Annotated in this window: 12 protein-coding genes; 6 read left to right on the forward strand and 6 right to left on the reverse strand. The window is 57.6% G+C overall.

Annotation, left to right across the window (positions count from 1 at the left end; translation table 11 throughout):
- Window positions 1-45 precede the first annotated feature (45 nt).
- The 3 genes from ACYQ6M_RS12475 to ACYQ6M_RS12485 form a co-directional block, all read right to left on the reverse strand.
- The gene (locus ACYQ6M_RS12475; RefSeq protein WP_055653918.1) at window positions 46-1404 is read right to left on the reverse strand and encodes an aminotransferase class I/II-fold pyridoxal phosphate-dependent enzyme; all 1359 of its coding nucleotides are present in this window, start codon (window positions 1402-1404) and stop codon (window positions 46-48) included.
- A 26-nt stretch (window positions 1405-1430) separates the two neighbouring features.
- The gene (locus ACYQ6M_RS12480; protein WP_460074132.1) at window positions 1431-9038 is read right to left on the reverse strand and encodes an SDR family NAD(P)-dependent oxidoreductase; all 7608 of its coding nucleotides are present in this window, start codon (window positions 9036-9038) and stop codon (window positions 1431-1433) included.
- Between the two features lie 371 nt (window positions 9039-9409).
- Entirely contained in the window at window positions 9410-10948 is a 1539-nt protein-coding gene (locus tag ACYQ6M_RS12485; protein ID WP_022999432.1) for a trimethylamine methyltransferase family protein, read from the reverse strand.
- A 348-nt stretch (window positions 10949-11296) separates the two neighbouring features.
- Between ACYQ6M_RS12485 and bmt the strand changes: the two genes are divergently transcribed.
- Together bmt and ACYQ6M_RS12495 are read left to right on the forward strand one after the other, a co-directional pair.
- On the forward strand, window positions 11297-12325 hold the full coding sequence (gene bmt / locus ACYQ6M_RS12490; protein WP_460074134.1) for a betaine--homocysteine S-methyltransferase: 1029 nt from the start codon (window positions 11297-11299) through the stop codon (window positions 12323-12325).
- 230 nt (window positions 12326-12555) lie between these two features.
- Window positions 12556-13899, forward strand: coding sequence for a ferredoxin reductase family protein (locus tag ACYQ6M_RS12495; RefSeq protein ID WP_460074136.1), 1344 nt, complete (start codon window positions 12556-12558; stop codon window positions 13897-13899).
- Window positions 13900-13939: 40 nt separating this feature from the next.
- On the opposite strand, the gene ACYQ6M_RS12500 is transcribed toward ACYQ6M_RS12495, so the two are convergent.
- Complete coding sequence (locus tag ACYQ6M_RS12500; protein WP_460074138.1) at window positions 13940-14938, reverse strand: hypothetical protein; 999 nt, start codon at window positions 14936-14938, stop codon at window positions 13940-13942.
- 155 nt (window positions 14939-15093) lie between these two features.
- On the opposite strand from ACYQ6M_RS12500, the gene ACYQ6M_RS12505 reads away from it, so the two are divergent.
- On the forward strand, window positions 15094-15519 hold the full coding sequence (locus ACYQ6M_RS12505) for a PaaI family thioesterase (RefSeq protein WP_022999428.1): 426 nt from the start codon (window positions 15094-15096) through the stop codon (window positions 15517-15519).
- A gap of 26 nt (window positions 15520-15545) precedes the next feature.
- On the opposite strand, the gene ACYQ6M_RS12510 is transcribed toward ACYQ6M_RS12505, so the two are convergent.
- Window positions 15546-16754: a GGDEF domain-containing protein gene (locus ACYQ6M_RS12510; RefSeq protein WP_161633222.1), complete on the reverse strand. Its 1209-nt coding sequence runs from the start codon at window positions 16752-16754 to the stop codon at window positions 15546-15548.
- Window positions 16755-17080: 326 nt separating this feature from the next.
- Between ACYQ6M_RS12510 and rplM the strand changes: the two genes are divergently transcribed.
- The 3 genes from rplM (at window position 17081) to ACYQ6M_RS12525 (ending at window position 19578) form a co-directional block, all read left to right on the forward strand.
- Window positions 17081-17548: a 50S ribosomal protein L13 gene (rplM, locus tag ACYQ6M_RS12515; RefSeq protein ID WP_006935155.1), complete on the forward strand. Its 468-nt coding sequence runs from the start codon at window positions 17081-17083 to the stop codon at window positions 17546-17548.
- Window positions 17549-17550: 2 nt separating this feature from the next.
- Entirely contained in the window at window positions 17551-18027 is a 477-nt protein-coding gene (gene rpsI / locus ACYQ6M_RS12520) for a 30S ribosomal protein S9 (protein WP_022999426.1), read from the forward strand.
- Window positions 18028-18162: 135 nt separating this feature from the next.
- On the forward strand, window positions 18163-19578 hold the full coding sequence (locus ACYQ6M_RS12525) for an MATE family efflux transporter (protein ID WP_460074142.1): 1416 nt from the start codon (window positions 18163-18165) through the stop codon (window positions 19576-19578).
- Window positions 19579-19586: 8 nt separating this feature from the next.
- On the opposite strand, the gene ACYQ6M_RS12530 is transcribed toward ACYQ6M_RS12525, so the two are convergent.
- Window positions 19587-20033 carry a helix-turn-helix domain-containing protein gene (locus ACYQ6M_RS12530; protein ID WP_460074144.1) on the reverse strand — a complete coding sequence of 149 codons (447 nt, stop codon included), beginning with the start codon at window positions 20031-20033 and terminating at the stop codon, window positions 19587-19589.
- Between the last annotated feature and the right edge of the window lie 20 nt (window positions 20034-20053).

Genomic DNA, 20053 nt, shown 5'->3' on the forward strand with positions numbered 1-20053 from the left:
CATATCCGTGTCCGGCAATTGCGGGAGGCATAGTGCCCAAATCTGTTAGCGCGTAGCCTTGATAAGCCTGTCGACGGCAGTTCCGTCCGCGCGCATGGCGTCGAGTTCGGAAGCCGTTGTCTCTACAGCACGCCGAATCTGGTCTTCGGTATGTTCGCTCGTAATGAAGAACCGAATGCGCGCTGATTTTTCAGGCACGGCCGGGAAAATGATCGGCAGGGCATTGATTCCCTTTGCGAGCAAACGATTGGAAAGTGTTGCGGCACTTGCAGAATCGCCGACAATGACCGGAACCACCGCGTAGCCGGCACTGGGGCCAGTGTTCAGTCCGGCTTCCTTCGCGAGCTCCAGAAAGAGTGCTCCGTTCTTCTGAAGCTTTGCGACTCGCTCAGGTTCCTGCTCGAGCAGTTCGGCAGACGCAATGGCAGCGCCCGCGAGCGCGGCGGAAAGTCCAACGGAAAACACGAAACCCGGCGCAGACACTTTGAGGTAGTCGCACAGGACCTTGGATCCGGCGATATAGCCACCGCAGGATGAGAAGGTCTTGGACAGCGTCCCCATCCAGATCTCGACTTCAGTCGGGTCTATCCCGAAATGCTCGGCGATGCCCTTGCCGGTCTTGCCGAGGACACCGATGGAATGTGCTTCGTCGACCATCAGCCAGGCGTCATAAGCCTGTTTGAGCTTCACGACCCGCTTCAGGTCCGGGAAATCTCCATCCATCGAATAGAGACCTTCCACAACAACAAGCACCTTGTCGAACTTGTGCCGATGATCTGCGAGCATCTTTTCCAGAGCATCAAGATCATCATGAGGGAAGTTCATGCGGGTCGCGCCGGACAGGCGAACACCTTCGGCAATCGAGTTGTGCACGAAAGAGTCTGTCAGGACCAGATCACCCTTGTGGACCAAATGGCCGATCGTCGTGACGTTGGTGGCATGACCGGACACCATGACGATCGACGATTCCACACCGTGGATCCTCGCCAGCGCTGCTTCCAGTTCTGCGTGGAAAGGGCGCTCGCCGGCAACAATACGGCTTGCGGAAACGCTCGTGCCGAATTTGTCGACATAGGCCTTTGCGGCCTCGTTGACCTTGGGGTGCCCGTTCAGGCCGAGGTAGTTGTAAGAAGCGAAATTGTCGTAGTTGCTGCCGTTGATGACGCTCGTACCCGCTGCCAGCCCGTCGTGAGGTCGGAAAAACGGATTTTCGATCCCCATCATGTCTGCCGCAGCTCTGTGCATCTGCAACTGCTTGACCTGCGGCAGCTCCTTGAAGTCATAGACCTTGCGCTTCGGGGCTGCCGCTTGTGGACGTGCCGACGAAGACGTCGCCCGTCCACGCGCAGAACGGCGGTTGGCTTTCAAGCTGTCCATCAGCTTGGCGCGATCATCAGCGCCCATACCAGTCAATCCTTTTATGATGCCGCTTACAGGAAGGAACCAAGTTCGCGGCTCTTGTTCTCAACTTCGGCAGCAATGTCGGAAAGATCTTCCGTTTCCTGACGCTGGTCATCCACATGCAAGCTGGCGAGCTGCTGCGTTTCATCCGAAATTCCGGAGGCATTTTCTTCGCCCAGAACCCGGTTTGCAACACGGCTGGACAGGTCGATCAACGTCGCTCCGTTTGCGAGAGACATCAATGGAATGTCGATCCCCAGCTGCCGTTCCGCACTCATGCGCAGCTCGAGAGCCATCAGGGAATCCATGCCGATGTCCGACAGCGGCTTGTGCGGATCGATCTCTTCAGGTGCAATCCGCAGGATTTTGCCGATTTCGGCGGCCAGAAGCTTGGCAACAGTCTGTGCGGCAGTGACCTGATCCATGCCTTCCAGCATGGCTGCAAGGTCGATCGCTCCGTCTGCGCCGGTTTCGTCCTCGTCACCAAGGCCAAGCAGACCGATCAGAGGTGTGCCGACCAGTGCCAGATCCTTGCGTGCCGCCTGCCAGTCGATACGCGCATATCCAAGCGCCGCAAGGCCAACGTCTTCCTGCGAAGGCTGCACCATAAGGGCCATGAGCCCGTCGAGCGCTTCCTTGGCAGTCAGGGCATGGCGTCCGAGCTTGCGGGACAGCATCTCGTTGACATCTTCGTTGCGGGCCAGATACCCGGCGTCAGAGATTGCACCCCAGGCGACAGCAAGGCCCGGCCGGCCTTCGGCCCGGCGTTTGCGTGCAAGACCTTCCAGGTAGCCGTTGGCGGCGACGTAGTTGGCCTGACCAGGGTTGCCGACAAGGGTCGTGGCCGAGGAATACAGCACGAAATGATCGAGCGGATCGTCGGATGTCAGTTTGTCAAGCAGTTCCGCGCCGCGGACCTTGGGCGCCAGCACTTTTGTCAGGCCGTCATGATCCATGTTGGCGATCAGCACGTCATTCAGCACCATCGCCGTGTGGAACACGCCTTTGATCTGATGTCCTTCAGCCCGGATCTCTGCAAGCGCCTTCTTGACCGCTGCTTCGCTGGTGATGTCGCAGGCATAACCCTTGATCGAGATGCCGCGCTTGGTCAGTTGCGCGAGAACCTCCTGGGCATCTTCACTTGAAGCGCCCCGGCGGCTGAGAACCGCAAGCGACTTGGCACCGTGATCGGCAAGGCGGTGGAGCAATGCTGCACCGAAGCCGCCGAAACCACCGGCAACGACGTAAACAGCCTCACCGTCAAACGAGATCTCGCGCTTGGTCGGCACGTTTTCGGGAACTGCGGGCGGGCGGATCACGATCTTGCCGATATGGCCCGCCTGCTGCATCAGTCGGAAGGCGTCGACCACATCTGCGGCTTCGAACAGGCGATGCGGCAAGGGACGTAGCGTGCCCGCTTCGAATAGCTCGACAAGCTTGACGAACAGGTCGACGGCCAGCTTTGGCTGACGGGTCAGAAGCTGGTCGGCATCGATGCCGAAGTAAGTCAGGTTCTGACGGAACGGACGCAGGCCGATCCGGGTGTTGCCGTAGTAGTCGCGTTTGCCCAGTTCCAGGAAACGGCCGAACGGTTTCAGAACCTCAATGCTGCGTTCCATGGCTTCGCCGAACAGCGAATTGAGAACAACATCAACGCCTTCGCCGGCAGTTTCTTCCATGACGGCGTCAACGAAAGCCAGACTTCTGGAGTCCAGAACAACATCTGCCCCGAGCAGCTTCAGGGTGTTGCGCTTGTCTTCGGACCCTGCAGTCGCAATGATTTTCGCACCGCGCCACTTGGCAATCTGCAAGGCGGCCAGGCCGACGCCACCGGCGCCTCCGTGGATCAGGACCGTTTCCCCTTCAGAGAGCGCCGCCAGATGCACAAGGGCATAATAGGCAGTGAGGAAGGTGACCGGTATCGTCGCAGCTTCTTCCGCTGAAACCGTGCTCGGCATCGGCGCACAGCCACTTTCGTCGACCGTGACATGAGATGCAAAGCAGGCCGGGGCGAAGGTGATGACCTTGTCACCCGGTCGGAAGCGGGTCACGTCCGGACCACAGCCCACAACATGACCACAGCACTCCATGCCGAGTGTCGGTCCGGCAAAGCCATCTTCGAGAGCTTCTTCCGGCAACAGGCCAAGTGCCCACATGACATCGCGGAAATTGAGACCGCTGGCTTCAACGGCGATTTCCACGTCCTTGCCTTCAAGCGGCTTGCGCTCAACGGCGTGCCAGGAGAGCTGGTCCAGGGAGCCTTGGCGCAGGATATCCAGCCGCATGGCGGGTTTGGCGCCTTCCGGCAACGTGACGCTTGATAGGACGCCACCTTTTACAAGGCGGATACCGGAACGGGTTTTGCTGTCGAGAACGATTTCCCGCTCGCAATTGGCTACCAGGATTTCGTCGGCCACACGTGCAGCAGCTATCCCTGGCTCCAGATCCGGTGAGACGTCGATCAGCTTCAGGTTCGCGTCCGGGTATTCGTTCATGACCACACGGCCAAACGCCCAGATCCCGGCTTGCTCGGGAGCGGCTGGCTTGCCACCGGCTATATCCTGCGCGCCGGCTGGTGCCAGAACCGTGAACTCGCCGCCGTTTGGTCCCAACGCCTTGAGAAGTGTCATCAGGCTGAAGGCACGACTATCAACAGATGCGAGAGCGTCGGCCGGGGCAGCATATGCACCGAGCAGGTGAACGACCCGGCCGTTATGTGCGGCAACAAGCGCGTTGAGCGCTTCGTCGGCCACCTGGGCATCAACTTTGTCGCCAAGCGCAACACTCCAGATGTCGTCGCCGAGCTGTTCGGTAACTTCACCCGGAACAAGAAGGGTGGCTGTGTGCCCTTTTCGGGTCAGGCAAGCCTTCAGACCTTCGGCGAGACGGTGTGATGCACCCTCTGAGCTGGTCAGGAGAAGATATTTTTTCTTCTCGGCTTCAGCTTCCGGTGCTTCTTCGTCGGTGTCCGATGCTTCCTCAGCGCGATCACCCGCACGCGCGCACAGGAGATCGGCTTCAATCAAAGTGCTCTTCAGCGGTACGGTCTGGACCTCGGCCAAACCGGCAGCTTCCAGCGTCTTGGTCCAGTCTGCCTGTTGCCTGGAAATCGGGAACTCGGCAGTTGCGCCTTCGTCCCACCAGGACGAGCCGACGCCCATGATTAGGTCGGTGAGCGGATGAGGCAGCGGTTCTGCGCCGAGCACCAGCCCGCCTGGAACGATGGATTTCGTAAAACGCTTCAGCGTGTCGGCATCGATTTCCGCAAGAGAAGTATCGAACAGCACGATGTCGAAATGCCGGTCGAAGTTAAAGGATGCCTCGCCTGGTTCAACAAACTCGGTCGCCGAACTGCCCTGCCACAAACGCTCGCCCCTGCCAACTGCGGAGGACGTTGCATCTGTTACGGTCAGCGCCATGTAGGTGGGATCAAGCGCAGCATCGATCGCCGCAGCGAGGCCACCGTTTGCCCCAACCAGAAGGACCCTTAGTGCCTGGTCACTTGGCCAGCTGGAAATCAGGCTTTGCACACCAGACTGCAGGGCCGACGACAGGGCCCGCTTGCCAGGAGAGGAGGAGCGGTAGGCGTCGAACAGGCTGGAAGAATATTCCTTGCCGGAAGCTTCCTGAAGGCCGAACTTCAGGATATCGGACAAACCCGTCCAAAGTCGTGCCAGCAATGCTGCCTCGGCGATATGTTCGCCGCCGCCATCGGTCAGGGCTTGCAGAAGCGCCGATGCATCTGGATTGCCAGACGGGTCCGTGAGTTCAAAACCTTCGTCACTTTCCGTGCACAGCCCGCTCTCGGCCAGCCAGCCAAAGAGACTTGCTGCAAGCGGCACTGCCGTTTCATGCAGATCGCCGGCCGCGACAAGCGACGCCAGTTCAATTTTCCGATCTGCGAAAAGATCGAAAAGAGTCTTGTGCGCAATCGTGCGACCCAGCGCTTCGATCAGAACACGGCTGTCGTCGAGTTCCTGGTCGTCGGCGCCCAGAAGGTCCAGATTGCCTGCCAATGAAGGCAACCCTTCGAAGGTTTCCTGAAGCGGCGAGATACGGTCCTGCGCAGGAAGAAGCGTCGCAATTTGGCGGTAGACTAGATCGTCGGGACGCGTGTCCTGTCCAAGAGTAACAGCCTTGAACCGGGTCTTGGTCAAGCGGGCGATCGTCAGGCCTTCGGCATCCAGGAACTCGAAGCTTGCTTCGATCGAGCGCGGAGACGCCTTTGTGACTTCGATACGCACGGAAGCCGGCAGGGTTTCCGGTGCCAGAAGACGCAAGGTGCCAAGTCGGATCGGCAGGAAGGATGTGTTTTGCGGAACATCCTCGACACCATCCAGGAGCGCAAACAGGCCATGGAAACCGGCATCCACCAAAGTCGGGCAGAGCGAGAACGAGTAATCCGCGAGGCTCTCGTCCTGCGGCAACAGCGTAACGGTCGCGCTGGTATTCGAGTGCTTGACCACTTTATCGGCACGGCGGAAAGCTGGACCGTAATTCAGGCCAAAGCTCTTGGTGACCGTGTAAAGCGTTTCGTGATCGAGTTCCGACAGAACGCTGTCGCCGGGTTTCGCCCATGGGGTCCTGGAAGTCGTTGAAGGCGTCAGGAATGTTCCCCGGGCATTCAAGGACCAGTCGTTGTCGGACAGGCGCGGTCGCGACAGGATCTCGACCACATGATCGTCAGGCGAGATACGGACCTGGGTTTCCCAGACTTCATCGCCTTCGATCACCAACGGACGAAGAATGTCGAAGTCGCGCAATTCGATCTGGTCGCTCCGGCTCCACCGGAGCGCTGCGCGCAGGCTCATCTCGATATAGCCCGCGGCCGGATAGACTATGCTTTCTTCGACCTTGTGATCCTGCAGGAAGGGCAGGGAACCGCTGTCGATGTGGTTGAACCACTCCGCAGTGTCCTGACGCAGACGGTATCCCAGCAGCGGCCAGGTTTGACCGAACATGAAATCGACGCGTTCAGGGCTGTTTTCCGGGCGATACTCGGAGTTCTGCCAGGGGTAGGACGGGAGCGGAACCAGATGACCTGGGCGTTCGCCGACAAATCGGATCAGGTCGGTCTGGCCACCATGCGCCACAACGGATGCGGCAATCCTGTCAAGCGGATTGCCTGCTGCGGCAGCTGCTTTCTTGGAAGGTTCCTTGAGCGTTTCAAGAACCTTGGCCTTCTTGCCTTTGGCCCGCAGGACGTCGTTCACATAGGTGCCGAGAACAGGCTTGGGACCGATCTCGATCAGGACAGAGAAATCATCTGCTGCCATGTTTTCCATGGCGGCAGCAAACCGGACTGGCTGACGAACGTTGTGCCACCAGTATTCGGCATCAACGCGGACATCGCGTTCATCCGGTGTAACCGTCGAATAGAATGGAAGCGACACGTCTGTGGGCGCAAGACCATCCAATGCAGCAAGCAGAGGCTTTTCGATCGGGTCAACCAGAGCGCTGTGGAACGGATACGCCAGGTTCAGGCGCCGCATGGCCCACTTTTTCTTGCGGGCAAACTTCGCAAAAGCATCCAGGCTTTCGCTGTCGCCGGAAATTGTGACGCTTCGCGGGCTGTTGTCGGCAGCGAGTTCAAGTCTCGGCAGTCCGCTTTCCGCGATGGCGGCAACTGCCTGATCTGCCGGCAGAAGCAAGGCAGCCATGGACCCGAGATCCCTGACGACTTCCTGTTCGCTGGAACGGGCACGGATGACGCGGACTGCTTGTTCGAGGTTCAGGGCGCCTGCACACCAGGCTGCGGCAACTTCACCGACCGAATGACCTGCGGTCCCGGCAGCAGTAATGCCGCGCTGGCGCAGTGATTCCACAATGCCGACCTGAATTGCAAACAGAAGCGGCTGCGCGATTTCGGAGCGCTCAAGATCGGCTTCAAGGTCTTCTGCAAAAAGCGTTGTGACGAGCGACCAACCGCTCAAACCCATGAAGATCTTGTCGACCTTGTCAAATGCGGTCCGGAATGGCGTGTCGGCCTGGTAGGCTTCCTGGCCCATACCAGCCCATTGAGACCCGTTTCCGGAAAAGACAAACCCGACCTTCGCGTTCGACTTGATGACGCTGCCAGACACGACATCTGCGTTTTCATCACCGCTTTCTGCGAATGAACGCAGCGCGTCGAGTTTTTCCGCCTTGGTCTTGCCGAGAACAACAAGACGCTCTGAAAGCAGATCGCGACCGTGGGCACTTGAGGCAATCACATTACCGGCTGTTTCATCCGCCTCGTTGTCGAGACGTTCGGCGAACTTGCCGGCAAGTTGCTGCAGGGCTTCCTTGGACCGGGCACTGATGACCAGCGGCGCGTCAACCGGTGCTGTCGAAGCTTCTGCGGTTTCGGGATCGGGATCGCCTATGACGGCGTGAGCGTTCGTGCCACCGAAACCGAAGGAATTGACCCCTGCAAGTCTGCGGGTGCCATTGCGCTCCAGGGAAACGGCTTCACCGGCAACCCTGAGGTTCAGCTCGTCAAACGGAATATCCGGGTTCGGATTTCTGAAGTGCAGCGACTGCGGCAGGAGGTCTTCTCGCAGCGCCATTACCGATTTCAGAAGTCCGACCAGACCGGAAACAGGTTCAAGGTGACCGACGTTGGTCTTGACGGACCCGATGGGCAGCGCCTTGTCGCGTTTCTGGCCGATAACCTTGCCAAGCGCATCCGCTTCTGCAGGGTCGCCAACGCGCGTACCGGTGCCGTGGGCCTCGACGAAGGCAAGATCCGTGGGGTTGATTTCAAGGCCTTCGTAAATTTCTCGCAGAAGGTCTGCTTGTGCATACGGGGACGGAAGCGACAGGCCGACAGTGCGACCGTCGGCATTGATGCCGGTTGCAAGCAGTTTGCCGTGGCTCTTTGCACCTTCCGGAATGCCAGCACGCGCAGCACGCAGAACGACTACTGCGCCGCCTTCGGAGCGCACGTACCCATCGCCATTGGCGTCGAATGCCTGGCAGAGGCCTGTCGGCGACAGCATTGTGGCGCGGGAGAAGCCGACAAAGGCAAACGGGCTGAGCAGAAGGCTGACGCCGCAGACGATCGCGGTATCGATCTGGCCGGACTCGATGGCGGAAACCGCTTCGTGCAATGCGACGATGGAAGAGGAGCAGGCGGTGTCGACCGTGAAGCTCGGGCCTCTGAGGTCGTAAATGTAGGAAATGCGGTTGGAAACGATCGACAGCGTGTTGCCGGTCATGAACTGCATGTCGGCCATGGCCGGATCGACCAGGAAGCGATGGTGGTAATCGAGAGACGACGCACCTACATAAACGCCGGTGTTCGAGCCGGCCAGGTCACTGGGGCGGATATTGGCGTGTTCCAGAGCTTCCCAGACCAGTTGCAGCAGCAGCCGCTGCTGCGGATCCATCTGCACGGCTTCCCGCGGAGAGACACCAAAAAAAGAGGGGTCAAAACCCCACACATCATCCAGCTGCCCGGCAGCCCAGGTGTAGGTCTTTCCAGACGTGCTTTGGACCGGGTGTCCGAAGCGGGCCAGGGGCCAGCGGTCTTTGGAGACAGACGTAACTGCGCATTCGCCGTTTTTCAACAATGACCAGAATTCGGCAGAATCGTTGGCGCCGGGAAGGCGGGTAGAATAACCAAGAATATCGATATTTGATGTAAGCGACGCCACAGAACAACCTGTTTTTATTAGTTGGGTACAGTCAAGCTATTGATTTTCATAAGAAAACTTACAGTTTATAAACAGTCATTTCCGCATGCTCCCTCGAGATAAATCGCAGACCGGCGCGACCCAGTCCCAGTGCTACCATGCGTAAGCTTATCCCATGCCAAACAGCGTTTCCAGCTACCTTGCAAACGCAGGGTTTGGCAACCTTTATCCCATGGAGAAATGCTGGAAAAGGCTAGATACATAAAAAATCGTATTTCTTCTGAGTGTTGTTAAGAAGCGTCGATGCGTTGCAAGAACAGATTTTGAAAATCTCTTGAAAAACAAACGCCCCGCACGAGGGCGGGGCGCTTTTTTTGGTGTTCGGCTGCGGATCAGACGTTGCTGTCCGGGAAAGACGCCTTGCGTTCGGTCATGAAAGCCAGCAGCGCCTCGTCGATGCCCGGGTCAAGTTCGGGGCCCGTGTAACCCGCCAATTGTTCCTTCCAGCGGGCATTGGCACGTTGTGCGGCATCCAGTTGCCCGTCTGCGAGCCATTGCTCGTAGGAGTTATTGTCGGCGATCGAGGACCTGAAGAACGCGCTCTCGAAATTGCGCTGCGTGTGCGCAGCGCCGAGGAAATGGCCACCGGGACCGACTTCCTGAAGCGCGTCCATCGCCAGAGTTTCATCAGAGATTTCGATGCCCTTGGCAAGTACATGCATCATGCCGAGCTGGTCGGCATCCATGACGAACTTTTCGTAGGAAGAGCACAATCCGCCTTCCAGCCAGCCGGCTGCGTGAAGGCAGAAATTCACACCTGATTGCAAGGTGGCCAGAATGGTCTGCGCGGATTCCTGCGCAGATTGCGCATCCGGGCTCTTGGATGCGGTGAAGGAGCCACCTGAACGGAACGGCAGGTTGAGCCTGCGGGCGAGTTTTGCTGCCCCGTTGAGAAGCAGGGAGCCTTCCGGGCTGCCGAAAGTCGGGGCACCGGACTGCATGGAGATCGAACTGACGAAGGCACCGAAAACGACCGGAGCACCCGGACGAATCAACTGGGTCAGGGCACAGCCGGCCAGAGCCTCGGCCAGCACTTGCGACAGCGTACCGGCAACGGTTACCGGGCTCATGGCACCTGCCAGGATAAACGGCGAAACGATACAAGCCTGATTGTGCTTGGCGTAAACCTTGAGAGCACCAAGCATGGTGGCGTCGAAAACCAGAGGCGAATTGGCGTTGATCAGCTGGATCATGACGCAGTTCTGATCGACGAAGTCCTCACCGAAGGTGATCTGCGCCATCTTCACGGAATCTTCGGCGCGTTCCGGTGCGGTGACCGACCCCATGAACGGCTTGTCGGAATATTTGATATGGGAATAGACCATATCGAAGTGCCGCTTGTTGACCGGAAGGTCGACAGGCTCACAGACGGTGCCGCCGGAATGATGCATCCACGGTGACATGTAGGCGAGCTTCACGAAGTTGCGGAAGTCCTCGATCGTGCCGTACCGCCGGCCCTTGTCGAGATCGGTGACGAAAGGGGGGCCGTAGACCGGAGCAAAGACAAGATTGTTGCCGCCGATTTCAACGTTGCGCGCAGGGTTGCGGGCATGCTGGGTAAATTGGGAAGGGGCCGTCTTTACCAGCTCCTGAAGCATGCCCTTTGGAAAGCGGACACGTTCGCCGTCGACTTCCGCACCGGCTTCTTTCCAGATACCGATAACTTCGGGGTCGTCACGGAATTCAAGGCCGATTTCAGCGAGAATGCGGTCGGTATTGGCTTCGATCCGTTCCGCGCCTTCATCGCTCAAAATGTCGAAGTTCGGAATGTTGCGCGAAATGTAGGGAATGGCCAGGCCGGCAGGTCCGGCTTGCCGGCGCTCGCGGCGGGCGCTTCTTCCTCGACGGCCAGATGGGGCGGCGTCTGACATCTTATGCTCCCAAGATGATTTTGGTTGCGCGTAGTCTTTATCAGGAGCCCTGACAACCCGGCTCCATAACCGTCGCACAATACCGTAAAAGCGTCATGGCGCTTTGTTGCTTCATTTTCGCCGGAAAGTCCATTGACTTCGCACAGTGAAAAGTGGTTTCGGAATTGGCGACCAAGCGAAGGTCGAGGTCACCTTGCCGTACAGAAATACCGCCTTTACGCCTAACCGCGCAGGCCAGGGCTTCGTAGAAGATAATTTGCGCACATGGATTTCCCGGTGCGGTCTGCTATTGCAGAAACAGGCCTGAAAACGGGCGAAGACGACACCAACAAGACGAAAGACTGCTGAATGTCCAAGCTGGAAGAGCTCCTTGCCCAGAAGGGGGCGTTGCTTGCCGATGGTGCAACCGGAACGAACCTGTTCGAAATGGGTCTCGTTTCCGGTGACGCTCCGGAATTATGGAACACGGATGAACCGGAAAAGATCACTGCGCTTCACAAGTCGTTTGTCGATGCGGGATCCGACATCATTCTGACCAATACCTTCGGCTGCAATCGTCATCGGTTGAAGTTGCACAAGGCGGAGGGGCGCGTCAGGGAACTCAACATTGCCGCCGTCAAGCTGGCACGCGATGTGGCCGAAGCTTCCGGACGGACGGTTCTGATCGGAGGTTCCGTCGGACCGACCGGCGAACTTTTCCAACCCCTTGGCGCACTCAGCTATGAAGAGGGTGTTGCAGCCTTCAAGGAGCAGATGGAAGGCCTTGTTGAAGGTGGTGCCGACATTTTGTGGGTCGAAACCATGTCAGCCGTCGAAGAAATGAAGGCCGCCGCTGAAGCAGCGCAGAATTTCGACTTGCCATTGGTTATTACTGCCAGTTTCGATACAGCCGGCAAGACGATGATGGGTCTTTCCCCCAAAGGGCTTGGCGACCTTCAGAGCCAGTTTGCCTGCACGCCCGTCGCGATCGGGTCCAATTGCGGTGTCGGTGCGTCGGATCTGCTGGCAGCGATCATGGACATCACCGAAGCCTATCCTGATGCGATAATCGTGGCGAAAGCCAACTGCGGCATCCCTCAGATCAAGGGCGATGAAGTGGTCTACACCGGAACGCCGGAGCTGATGGCAAAATACGCACATATGGCCCTTGATGCCGGTGCGCGTATTGTTGGTGGTTGCTGCGGTACGTCGCCGATCCATCTGGCTGCAATGCGCGCAGCCTTGGATGCCCACCAGGCGGGTGCCCGGCCGACACTGAACGAGGTGATTGCCGAAATCGGTCCGCTTGTTTCGCCTCCGAACAAGGAAGCTGATGCCGCCCGCGCAGAAAACGACGGTTCGGGCTCCGGTCGGCGCAGGGGTCGCGGGCGCAGCTAGATCTTGCGCTCAAGCCACAAGTCAGGGTTTTAAAAAGGCGCCAATAGGCGCCTTTTTTCGTCGAAAGTCCTGCAACAGTGTTGCAGCTGTCACGTAAGCCCTCTAACGCATCCCGACCGTTTTGCGGAAGGTCGGCAAGTCGCGATGATGCATGAGCAGGAACTGCGCGCCGTCCGATCCGCAAGCTAACGGAACCGCTTCGAGCCTGAAGCCAGAAACGGACACATGTTTTGCGCCCTGTTGGACTTGCACTGATTGCTCTGGCTGCCCTGATCCCTCTTTTCTGGTTCGCCCCGTTGGCTGCATCGCGAGATCCGGTGGCGCTTTTCAGCCAGTATCTTGGAACCGCTGCATTGATCGTGATGGGGATCAACCAATTTCTGGCGACGCGCATACCGGGGCTGGAACTGGTGTTCGGGCCGCTCGACCGGATCTACGTTTTGCACAAATGGCTCGGCATCATCGCGATGGTTGGCCTGGGACTGCACGACATCATTGATGCGGATATGGACGTTTTGCGTGGCGGGCCTCTGGCCGACGTTGCTGAAGACATAGGTGAGGTTAGCCTTTACGGTCTTCTGATCCTGGTGCTGGCATCCGTCATCAGCTTCATTCCCTACCACTTGTGGAAGTGGAGCCACCGGCTGATCGGCGTCTTCTTTTTCATGGGAGCATTCCATTACTTCGTCATTGAAAAGCCGTTTGCGAACGCGGACCCGCTCGGGCTTTACGTTTCTGCGTTCTGTGTGCTCGGCCTTGTTTCCTATGTCTGGATGTCTGTTCTGCGGCCGTTGGCACCACGTGGCCACGCCTACAAGGTTGCCTCCGTTCGTCACATCAATGGCCTGACGGAAGTGCTCCTGGAGCCCAGGGGGCGAGGGCTGAAACATGTGGCCGGACAGTTCGCCTTCCTTTCGGTAACGGGAGGAGGCTTGACGGAGGAACATCCGTTTACACTCAGTGCCGCGCCACGCGATGACAGGTCGCTGCGTTTCACGATAAAGGATCTTGGCGACTACACCAGCCGCCTGTACCGCGAGCTGAAGGTAGGCATGGAGGCTACGGTTTCCGGTCCTTATGGCAATTTCTCGATGCCGTCCGGACGGGATCCTCAGGTCTGGATTGCCGCCGGTGTCGGAATAACTCCCTTCCTTGCGTTTGCGCAGACGCTGAAACACCGGGAGAGCGGGCCGATAAAGCTCTACTATTGTGTGCGCGAGCGTGGCGACATTCCATATGTGGCTGACCTTCAGCATTTGGCCGAAGAAACCGGCAAGCTTGAGCTGATGATCGTCAATTCGCTTGAAGGCGTCAGGCTGACGCCCGAACGGATTGTCGAAGACCTGAAGGGCGATCTGCGCAATGCCCATGTCTTCTTTTGCGGGCCTGCGCCCCTTCGCAAGACACTGAAGAGCAGTCTCGTGCTGAAAGGCTTGCGAGCCAGCCGGTTTCACTTCGAGGAGTTTCAGATGCGAACCGGTATTGGCCTGGGCAGACTGGCGGTCTGGCTTTGGGATCGGGGAATTTACGCCATCGAAAAACGCCGCGCCGAAAAGACACAGCCAGCAGAATAGGGCCTCCGACCTGCGATAGCCCGCTTCGTGCGGGAAGGGCTTATTGCAGCCAGGGGGCTGACGCACTCCAGAAGATGATGTCAACGCCAAGATAGTCGGTTGCAAACTTGATAAATTCCGATCGGGTAAAGGTCTTGTCCGTTTCCGGATTGATGTACTCCAAAGTGGGCTCCTGGATCGCCATTGCTATGACCGGCAATTTGTCCTGGAATTGGTGAAAGAAGGGGTAGGAGTTCTTCATCTGGGCCTTTCGATGCGGAACGATATCGGGACCGCCCAGACCGATTCCGAGTTCGGCTGCCTTTTCGAAACTGCGCTGCATGTAGCCTTCACTGTTTTCCCACTCGCATGGCCAGAAGTTGACGTATTGAACGACATGGGACGCCTGGAACGCTTTGCGCGCATGGACCATGTTTTCCAATGTCGCTTTGAAATAGGCGTCGCAACTGAAGCCCGTCTCGTCCTTGCGTCTGTCAACGTCGATCGAGCTTTCCGGCAGGTTGAGGCCTTCGATGCGGCCATCGAACTGGTCCGCAAGGGCGGTCAATAGAGCCTGGTAACGGGAGCGAACCGCTTCATTCCATTGAACGGCTACCCAGCCTTCTGGTGTCGGGGTTTCGGCTTCACTGTCATCCACCTGCCGGGCAAGGCCGCCTGCATAGAGCGGATCCTTCAGCAAATAGTCCGGCACAAAGCGAGCACCTTCCCAGAAGAAGCGGTCCTGAAGTTGGAGAAAAAACGCCTTGTCGATTTTTTGGGCTACAGCGAGGTCCCGCTCGATTGCGGAAAAGTCATAACGACCTTTTTCCGGTTCCAGCATTCGCCAGTTGTAGAGGATCTGAACGCCGGAAATCGCTGGATTGTGCAATAGCTCACGTGTCTCGGAAAACGCACCTGCACTGGTGTAGAGGTAATGTTTGACGTCGGCCAGGGCGATACCGGGGAACGTCATTATCGAGGCAGCCGCTACAAGCGATGGCAAGGGGCGAAGGCTGCGAGCGGAAAATACTTTGCGCAAGGCTGCAATCAGTCTGATCAATTGAAGACCCTCACTATTCAAAAACGAAAACCTGACAGAGGACTGAAGTGAGGCCCTTGTGTGTCTGGATCCGCTTTTGCCCAAGAAACGAATTGACGTGAACGTAAGATGAAATCAGATTATGGATTGAAAAAGAAAGTGGTAGGGGAGGCTACATGACACCGGTTATGACTGAGACCGAAATCATGGAAATGCTGGACAAGGAATTTCCGCAAATCCATGCAGGTGGTCGTGTTTATGCGATCGACAGCGTCTCACCCGGGAAAGCGGTCCTGCGCCTTTCCGCCAACGAGCTGCACCTGCGCCCGGGGGGCACAGTCTCCGGTCCTTCCATGATGGCGCTTGCCGACCTGGCCGCTTACGTCGTGATCCTGGCTCATATTGGCCCGGTTGCGCTTGCCGTGACCACAAATCTCAACATCAACTTTCTGCGGAAACCTGAGGCGGGAGATCTTCTCGCCACGTGCCGCCTGTTGAAACTCGGCAAGCGTCTTGCCGTTGTCGATTGCGAAATTGCAGGTGAGGGACAGGAAGAACTCGTGGCTCATGCCACGGCGACCTATTCCGTTCCTCCCCGCTGATAGTATCCGGACTGGCGGCCTCGATGTCAGGCTGATTGCCTGCCGTCATCCTGCGCAAACAAGTCTTCCAGGTCGGTCGTGTATTCGACGACCTGTCCGCGTCCACGTCTCTTGGCAGCGTAAACCGCCAGATCCGCCCGGTGGATGGCGGTTTTTTCGGTGTCCTGATCTGTGGTCAGATAGGCCCCGACGCTCAGGCTTGGAACATACGACTTGTCTTCATAGACACAGGGTGCTTTTGCCCCTTCCATGACACGACCATAGAGTTTGCGAAAATTTTCCTGCGATATGTTGGAAGCGATGACCACGAATTCGTCGCCGCCGAACCGGCCGACAATGTCGTCCTTGTTACGCGTACTGGCTTGAAGAATGCCGGCAATATGTTTCAACAGGCGGTCACCGCACACATGGCCGAACTGGTCGTTGACTTGCTTGAAGAAGTCGACGTCGACGAAAAGGACACCCAAGCCCGCCGAACTGGCTGGTGTCGCGAATTTCTCCTTCAGGATTTCTGAAATGGAGTTCCGGTTAAATACACCGGTCAACTGGTCGTATCTCGTAAGATCCAGAAGCCGCTGGTCTTTTTTCCTGAGCTGGTTCGTTCGATAAACGTAGGCAGAAGCAGGTATCGCGAGCAGTACGGTCGTTCCGATGATCAGCACCCAGCTGATTTGTTGAAATGCATCTTCAAGCGCATCATTCAGCGGGCCGACGTCGACGTAGACTTCTATCGTGCCCAGCAGTCGGCCGTCAGGCGTCACGGCTGGCACATAGGATTCTATTATGGCTTCGTGCTGTTCGTTTTCTTCCTCTGTGTCGTCGTGATGGAGGAAGAATTGAGGTACTCCGGTCTGGAAGGTTTCCAGTGCGGTCTGGCTGAAAGATGTGTTTTCTTCAACGCGTCCATCTGTCGAAAGGAATGTCCGGTGACCCTCGGCATCGAATAGCTCGAAGTGTATGGTGTCGATCATCGCAAAGGAATCGGCCAATCGAGCAAGGTCCTCGGGCACAACGGTATCGGTGTTGAACATCTTTTCTGCATTCGGAATGGTGCGGAAGAAATGTTCAGACCATTTCATGGCCTTGACTTCGGCATTTTGCGTTATCGATCTGTGAACCTGCCAGTCCAGCAGAAAGTGCACCGCCGAAGCGATACCGGCAAGCAGGATCAGGCCGGCAAGAATGGCGGCACTCAGGGGTTTCGTCAGTGTCGTCCTGACTTTGGCAAACGTCATGTGCACAGCTTTTAAGTTTGGTTCTTTGCCGCCCATCATGGCGGTTCAGCTTTAAGCTGGCGTAAAATCGACTACAGAATTTCAGGGGTTTCGCCTTAACCAGCCGTATTTGGCGCGCGTTTGCCGGGTCTAATTTACGGTATTATAATACCGTTTTTTTAAGTTATTGAAAAATATAAAGAATTTAGAGGGGCGGTGAAAATATCGTGCTTGACGCTTATTCTGCGTGAGCGTATAAGCGCCCCCGAACGAAATTTCGGTCCGTTCGCTGGCTTGTTACAGGCCGCGCGGGCCTTTTCTTTAACCGACCAGTACGGATCAATCTCATGAAGACCTTCTCTGCCAAGCCGGCTGAGGTCGAGAAAAAGTGGATCTTGATCGACGCAGAAGGAATGGTTGTCGGCCGTCTCGCCGCATTCATCGCCAATCACCTGCGTGGCAAGCATCTGCCGACCTTCACGCCTCACATTGACACCGGTGACAACGTCATCGTCATCAATGCCGACAAGGTTGTGTTCACCGGCCGCAAGTACGACAACAAGAAGTACTACTGGCACACCGGCCACCCGGGCGGCATCAAGGAGCGCACCGCACGTGCAATCCTCGAAGGTCGTTTCCCGGAGCGCGTCCTGGAAAAGGCCGTTCAGCGCATGATGCCGGGCGGTCCTCTGTCCAACAAGCAGCTGAAGAACCTCAAGGTCTACGCTGGTCCGACCCACCCGCATGAAGCTCAGTCGCCGGAACTCGTCGACGTCAAGGGCCTCAACGCAAAGAATGACGGCAAGAGGGCTTAACGATGGCTGAGCTGCAATCCCTGGAAGAACTGGGCGGTGCGGTCGAAACCGCTGCCCCCGAAGCTCCGGTCCATGTCCAGAAGCTGGACGCCAATGGCCGTGCATATGCAACCGGCAAGCGTAAAGACGCTATTGCCCGCGTCTGGATCAAGCCGGGCACCGGCAAGATCGTGATCAACAAGAAGGACTACACCGAGTATTTTGCTCGCCCGGTTCTTCAGATGATCCTTCAGCAGCCGATCATGCTGACCGACCGTGCAGGCCAGTACGACGTTATCGCAACGGTTACCGGTGGTGGTCTTTCCGGTCAGGCTGGCGCTGTGCGTCACGGCCTGTCCAAGGCTCTGACCCACTATGAGCCGGAACTGCGTGCGGTTCTGAAGAAGAACGGCTTCCTGACCCGCGACAGCCGCGTTGTTGAACGTAAGAAGTTCGGTAAGCGCAAGGCACGCCGGTCGTTCCAGTTCTCCAAGCGTTAATCGCTGGATCTGGAAGTTACCAGTTCGAAAAACCCGCCGGAGCGATCCGGCGGGTTTTTTGTTGGCATCAATGCCTGCTAGGGCTTTGGCACGTTTGCAGCCACCCATGAGGAGGACAATCCGCTGAGTTCGAATGTGAAAGATCAGGCAACTGCAACCCAGGCAAAATTTCTGTCTGGAAGTCTGTTTCGCCATGTGACCGTGATGTCCCTGACCGCGTCTATCGGTCTGATGGCGATCTTTGCTGTCGACTTTGTCGACATGATCTTCATTTCCATGCTGGGCAAGGCGGAACTGGCGGCGGCAGTCGGATACGCCGGCGCGATCCTTTTCTTCACCACCTCCTTCAACATCGGTGTTGCCATTGCCGCCGGTGCGCTGGTGGCCAGGGCACTGGGGGCGGGGGACAAAGAGGAGGCAAGGCAACAGGCTTCCAACGCTCTTACGGCGGGGTTCCTTTTCAGCGCGGTCTTTGCACTGGCCGTCTGGGTTTCTCTGGGGCCGCTTGTCACGTTGATCGGCGCAACCGGTCAGACCCATGATCTCGCGGTACATTACCTGGCAATCATCGTTCCGACGTTGCCTCTTTTATTGCTCGGCATGGCAGGCGGAGCCGTGCTGAGAGCGCATGGCGATGCCCGGTGGGCGATGATGTCGACCATTGTCGGCGGGCTGGTGAATGCAGTGCTTGATCCGATTTTGATCTTCGGCTTCGACCTGGAACTGACAGGGGCAGCAATAGCCAGCGCAGCATCCCGCGTCGCCATTGCCGTATTCGCGCTGGTACCGATCTTCCGCTACCACGGCGGCCTGACATTGCCGCGCCCGAAGGCTCTTTTCAGGGACATGTCGCCAATTGCCGCGATTGCCTGTCCAGCAATTCTCACCCAACTCGCAACACCGGTGGGGCAGGCCTGGGTAACCCGGTCAATGGCCGAATTCGGTGAAGAGGCCGTCGCAGGCATGGCGGTTGTCGCGAGAATGTCGCCTCTGGCCTTTGCAACCATCTTTGCGCTGTCCGGAGCCGTGGGCCCCATCGTAGGGCAGAACTATGGGGCGGGACGGTTCGACCGGGTGCGTGACACGCTGCGCGAAGCGCTTCTGTTTACGGCACTTGTGGTCGGCCTGGCCGCGTTGGTCCTGTTCATGCTTCGTGAACCGATCGCGCATCTGTTCGAGGCCGAAGGTGTTGCTCTGACCCTGATTTTCCTTTTCTGCGGTCCCTTGGCGCTGGCCTTCTTTTTCAACGGCGCCATCTTTGTTGCGAACGCCTGCTTCAACAATCTGGGCCGGCCGTTCTATTCAACCATGCTCAACTGGGGAAGGCACACGGTCGGTACGATTCCCTTCGTCTGGATCGGGGGAGCGCTTTATGGGGCGCCTGGTGTCCTGATCGGTCAGGCAGCCGGAGGCGTCTTTTTCGGTGTCGCTGCCATCCTCATCGTGCGTGGTGTCATTCGCTCCGTCGAGGAGCATCATGAGAAACCGAGAGAACCGGGGCTCTTTCAGCGTCAGGCGCGTCAGGTTATCCTGTTCTTCTCAAGAAGGTAGCCGGTCAATCACATTCGACCCGGTTTGACCGGAGGCAACTTGTGTGTGACACGCTCACTTCGGCTTCTTCGACCACTGATACGGATCAGCTGCTGGAACTTCGGGCATTCCATGTGTGACGGTGCAGGACAGTCGGCGACGTGACGGATCATGTCGCGAAGTGCTTCCAGCGTGTGGATTTGCCTGTCGAGTTCATCTGCTCTCATGTGAAGGCTGGGCCGCGAGAGGGCGGGGCGGCCGTCGGAGCCGAACATTGACTTGATCTCTTCCAGCGAAAAGCCGCCCGTCTTGCCAAGCGTGATCAGGGCAAGCTGGTCCAGCACTTCCGGTCCGAACAGGCGCTTCAGCCCCCGGCGGCCGACGGACGTGATCAAACCCTTTTCCTCGTAGTGGCGAATGGCCGATGCAGCGATGCCCGTTTGCTTCGACACTTCGGAAATATCCATTAATTTCATCTATTGACCTCAAGTCGACT

It is taken from the genome of Roseibium sp. ROS1, from assembly GCF_054658215.1.

What these genes read in the sequence shown, in the direction of transcription:
- ACYQ6M_RS12510 (WP_161633222.1), bottom strand. Translation starts at nt 16,754, where the DNA reads ATGACGTTTGCCAAAGTCAGGACGACACTGACGAAACCCCTGAGTGCC.
- rpsI (WP_022999426.1), top strand. Translation starts at nt 17,551, where the DNA reads ATGGCTGAGCTGCAATCCCTGGAAGAACTGGGCGGTGCGGTCGAAACC.
- bmt (WP_460074134.1), top strand. Translation starts at nt 11,297, where the DNA reads ATGTCCAAGCTGGAAGAGCTCCTTGCCCAGAAGGGGGCGTTGCTTGCC.
- ACYQ6M_RS12485 (WP_022999432.1), bottom strand. Translation starts at nt 10,948, where the DNA reads ATGTCAGACGCCGCCCCATCTGGCCGTCGAGGAAGAAGCGCCCGCCGC.
- rplM (WP_006935155.1), top strand. Translation starts at nt 17,081, where the DNA reads ATGAAGACCTTCTCTGCCAAGCCGGCTGAGGTCGAGAAAAAGTGGATC.
- ACYQ6M_RS12475 (WP_055653918.1), bottom strand. Translation starts at nt 1,404, where the DNA reads ATGGGCGCTGATGATCGCGCCAAGCTGATGGACAGCTTGAAAGCCAAC.
- ACYQ6M_RS12530 (WP_460074144.1), bottom strand. Translation starts at nt 20,033, where the DNA reads ATGAAATTAATGGATATTTCCGAAGTGTCGAAGCAAACGGGCATCGCT.
- ACYQ6M_RS12505 (WP_022999428.1), top strand. Translation starts at nt 15,094, where the DNA reads ATGACACCGGTTATGACTGAGACCGAAATCATGGAAATGCTGGACAAG.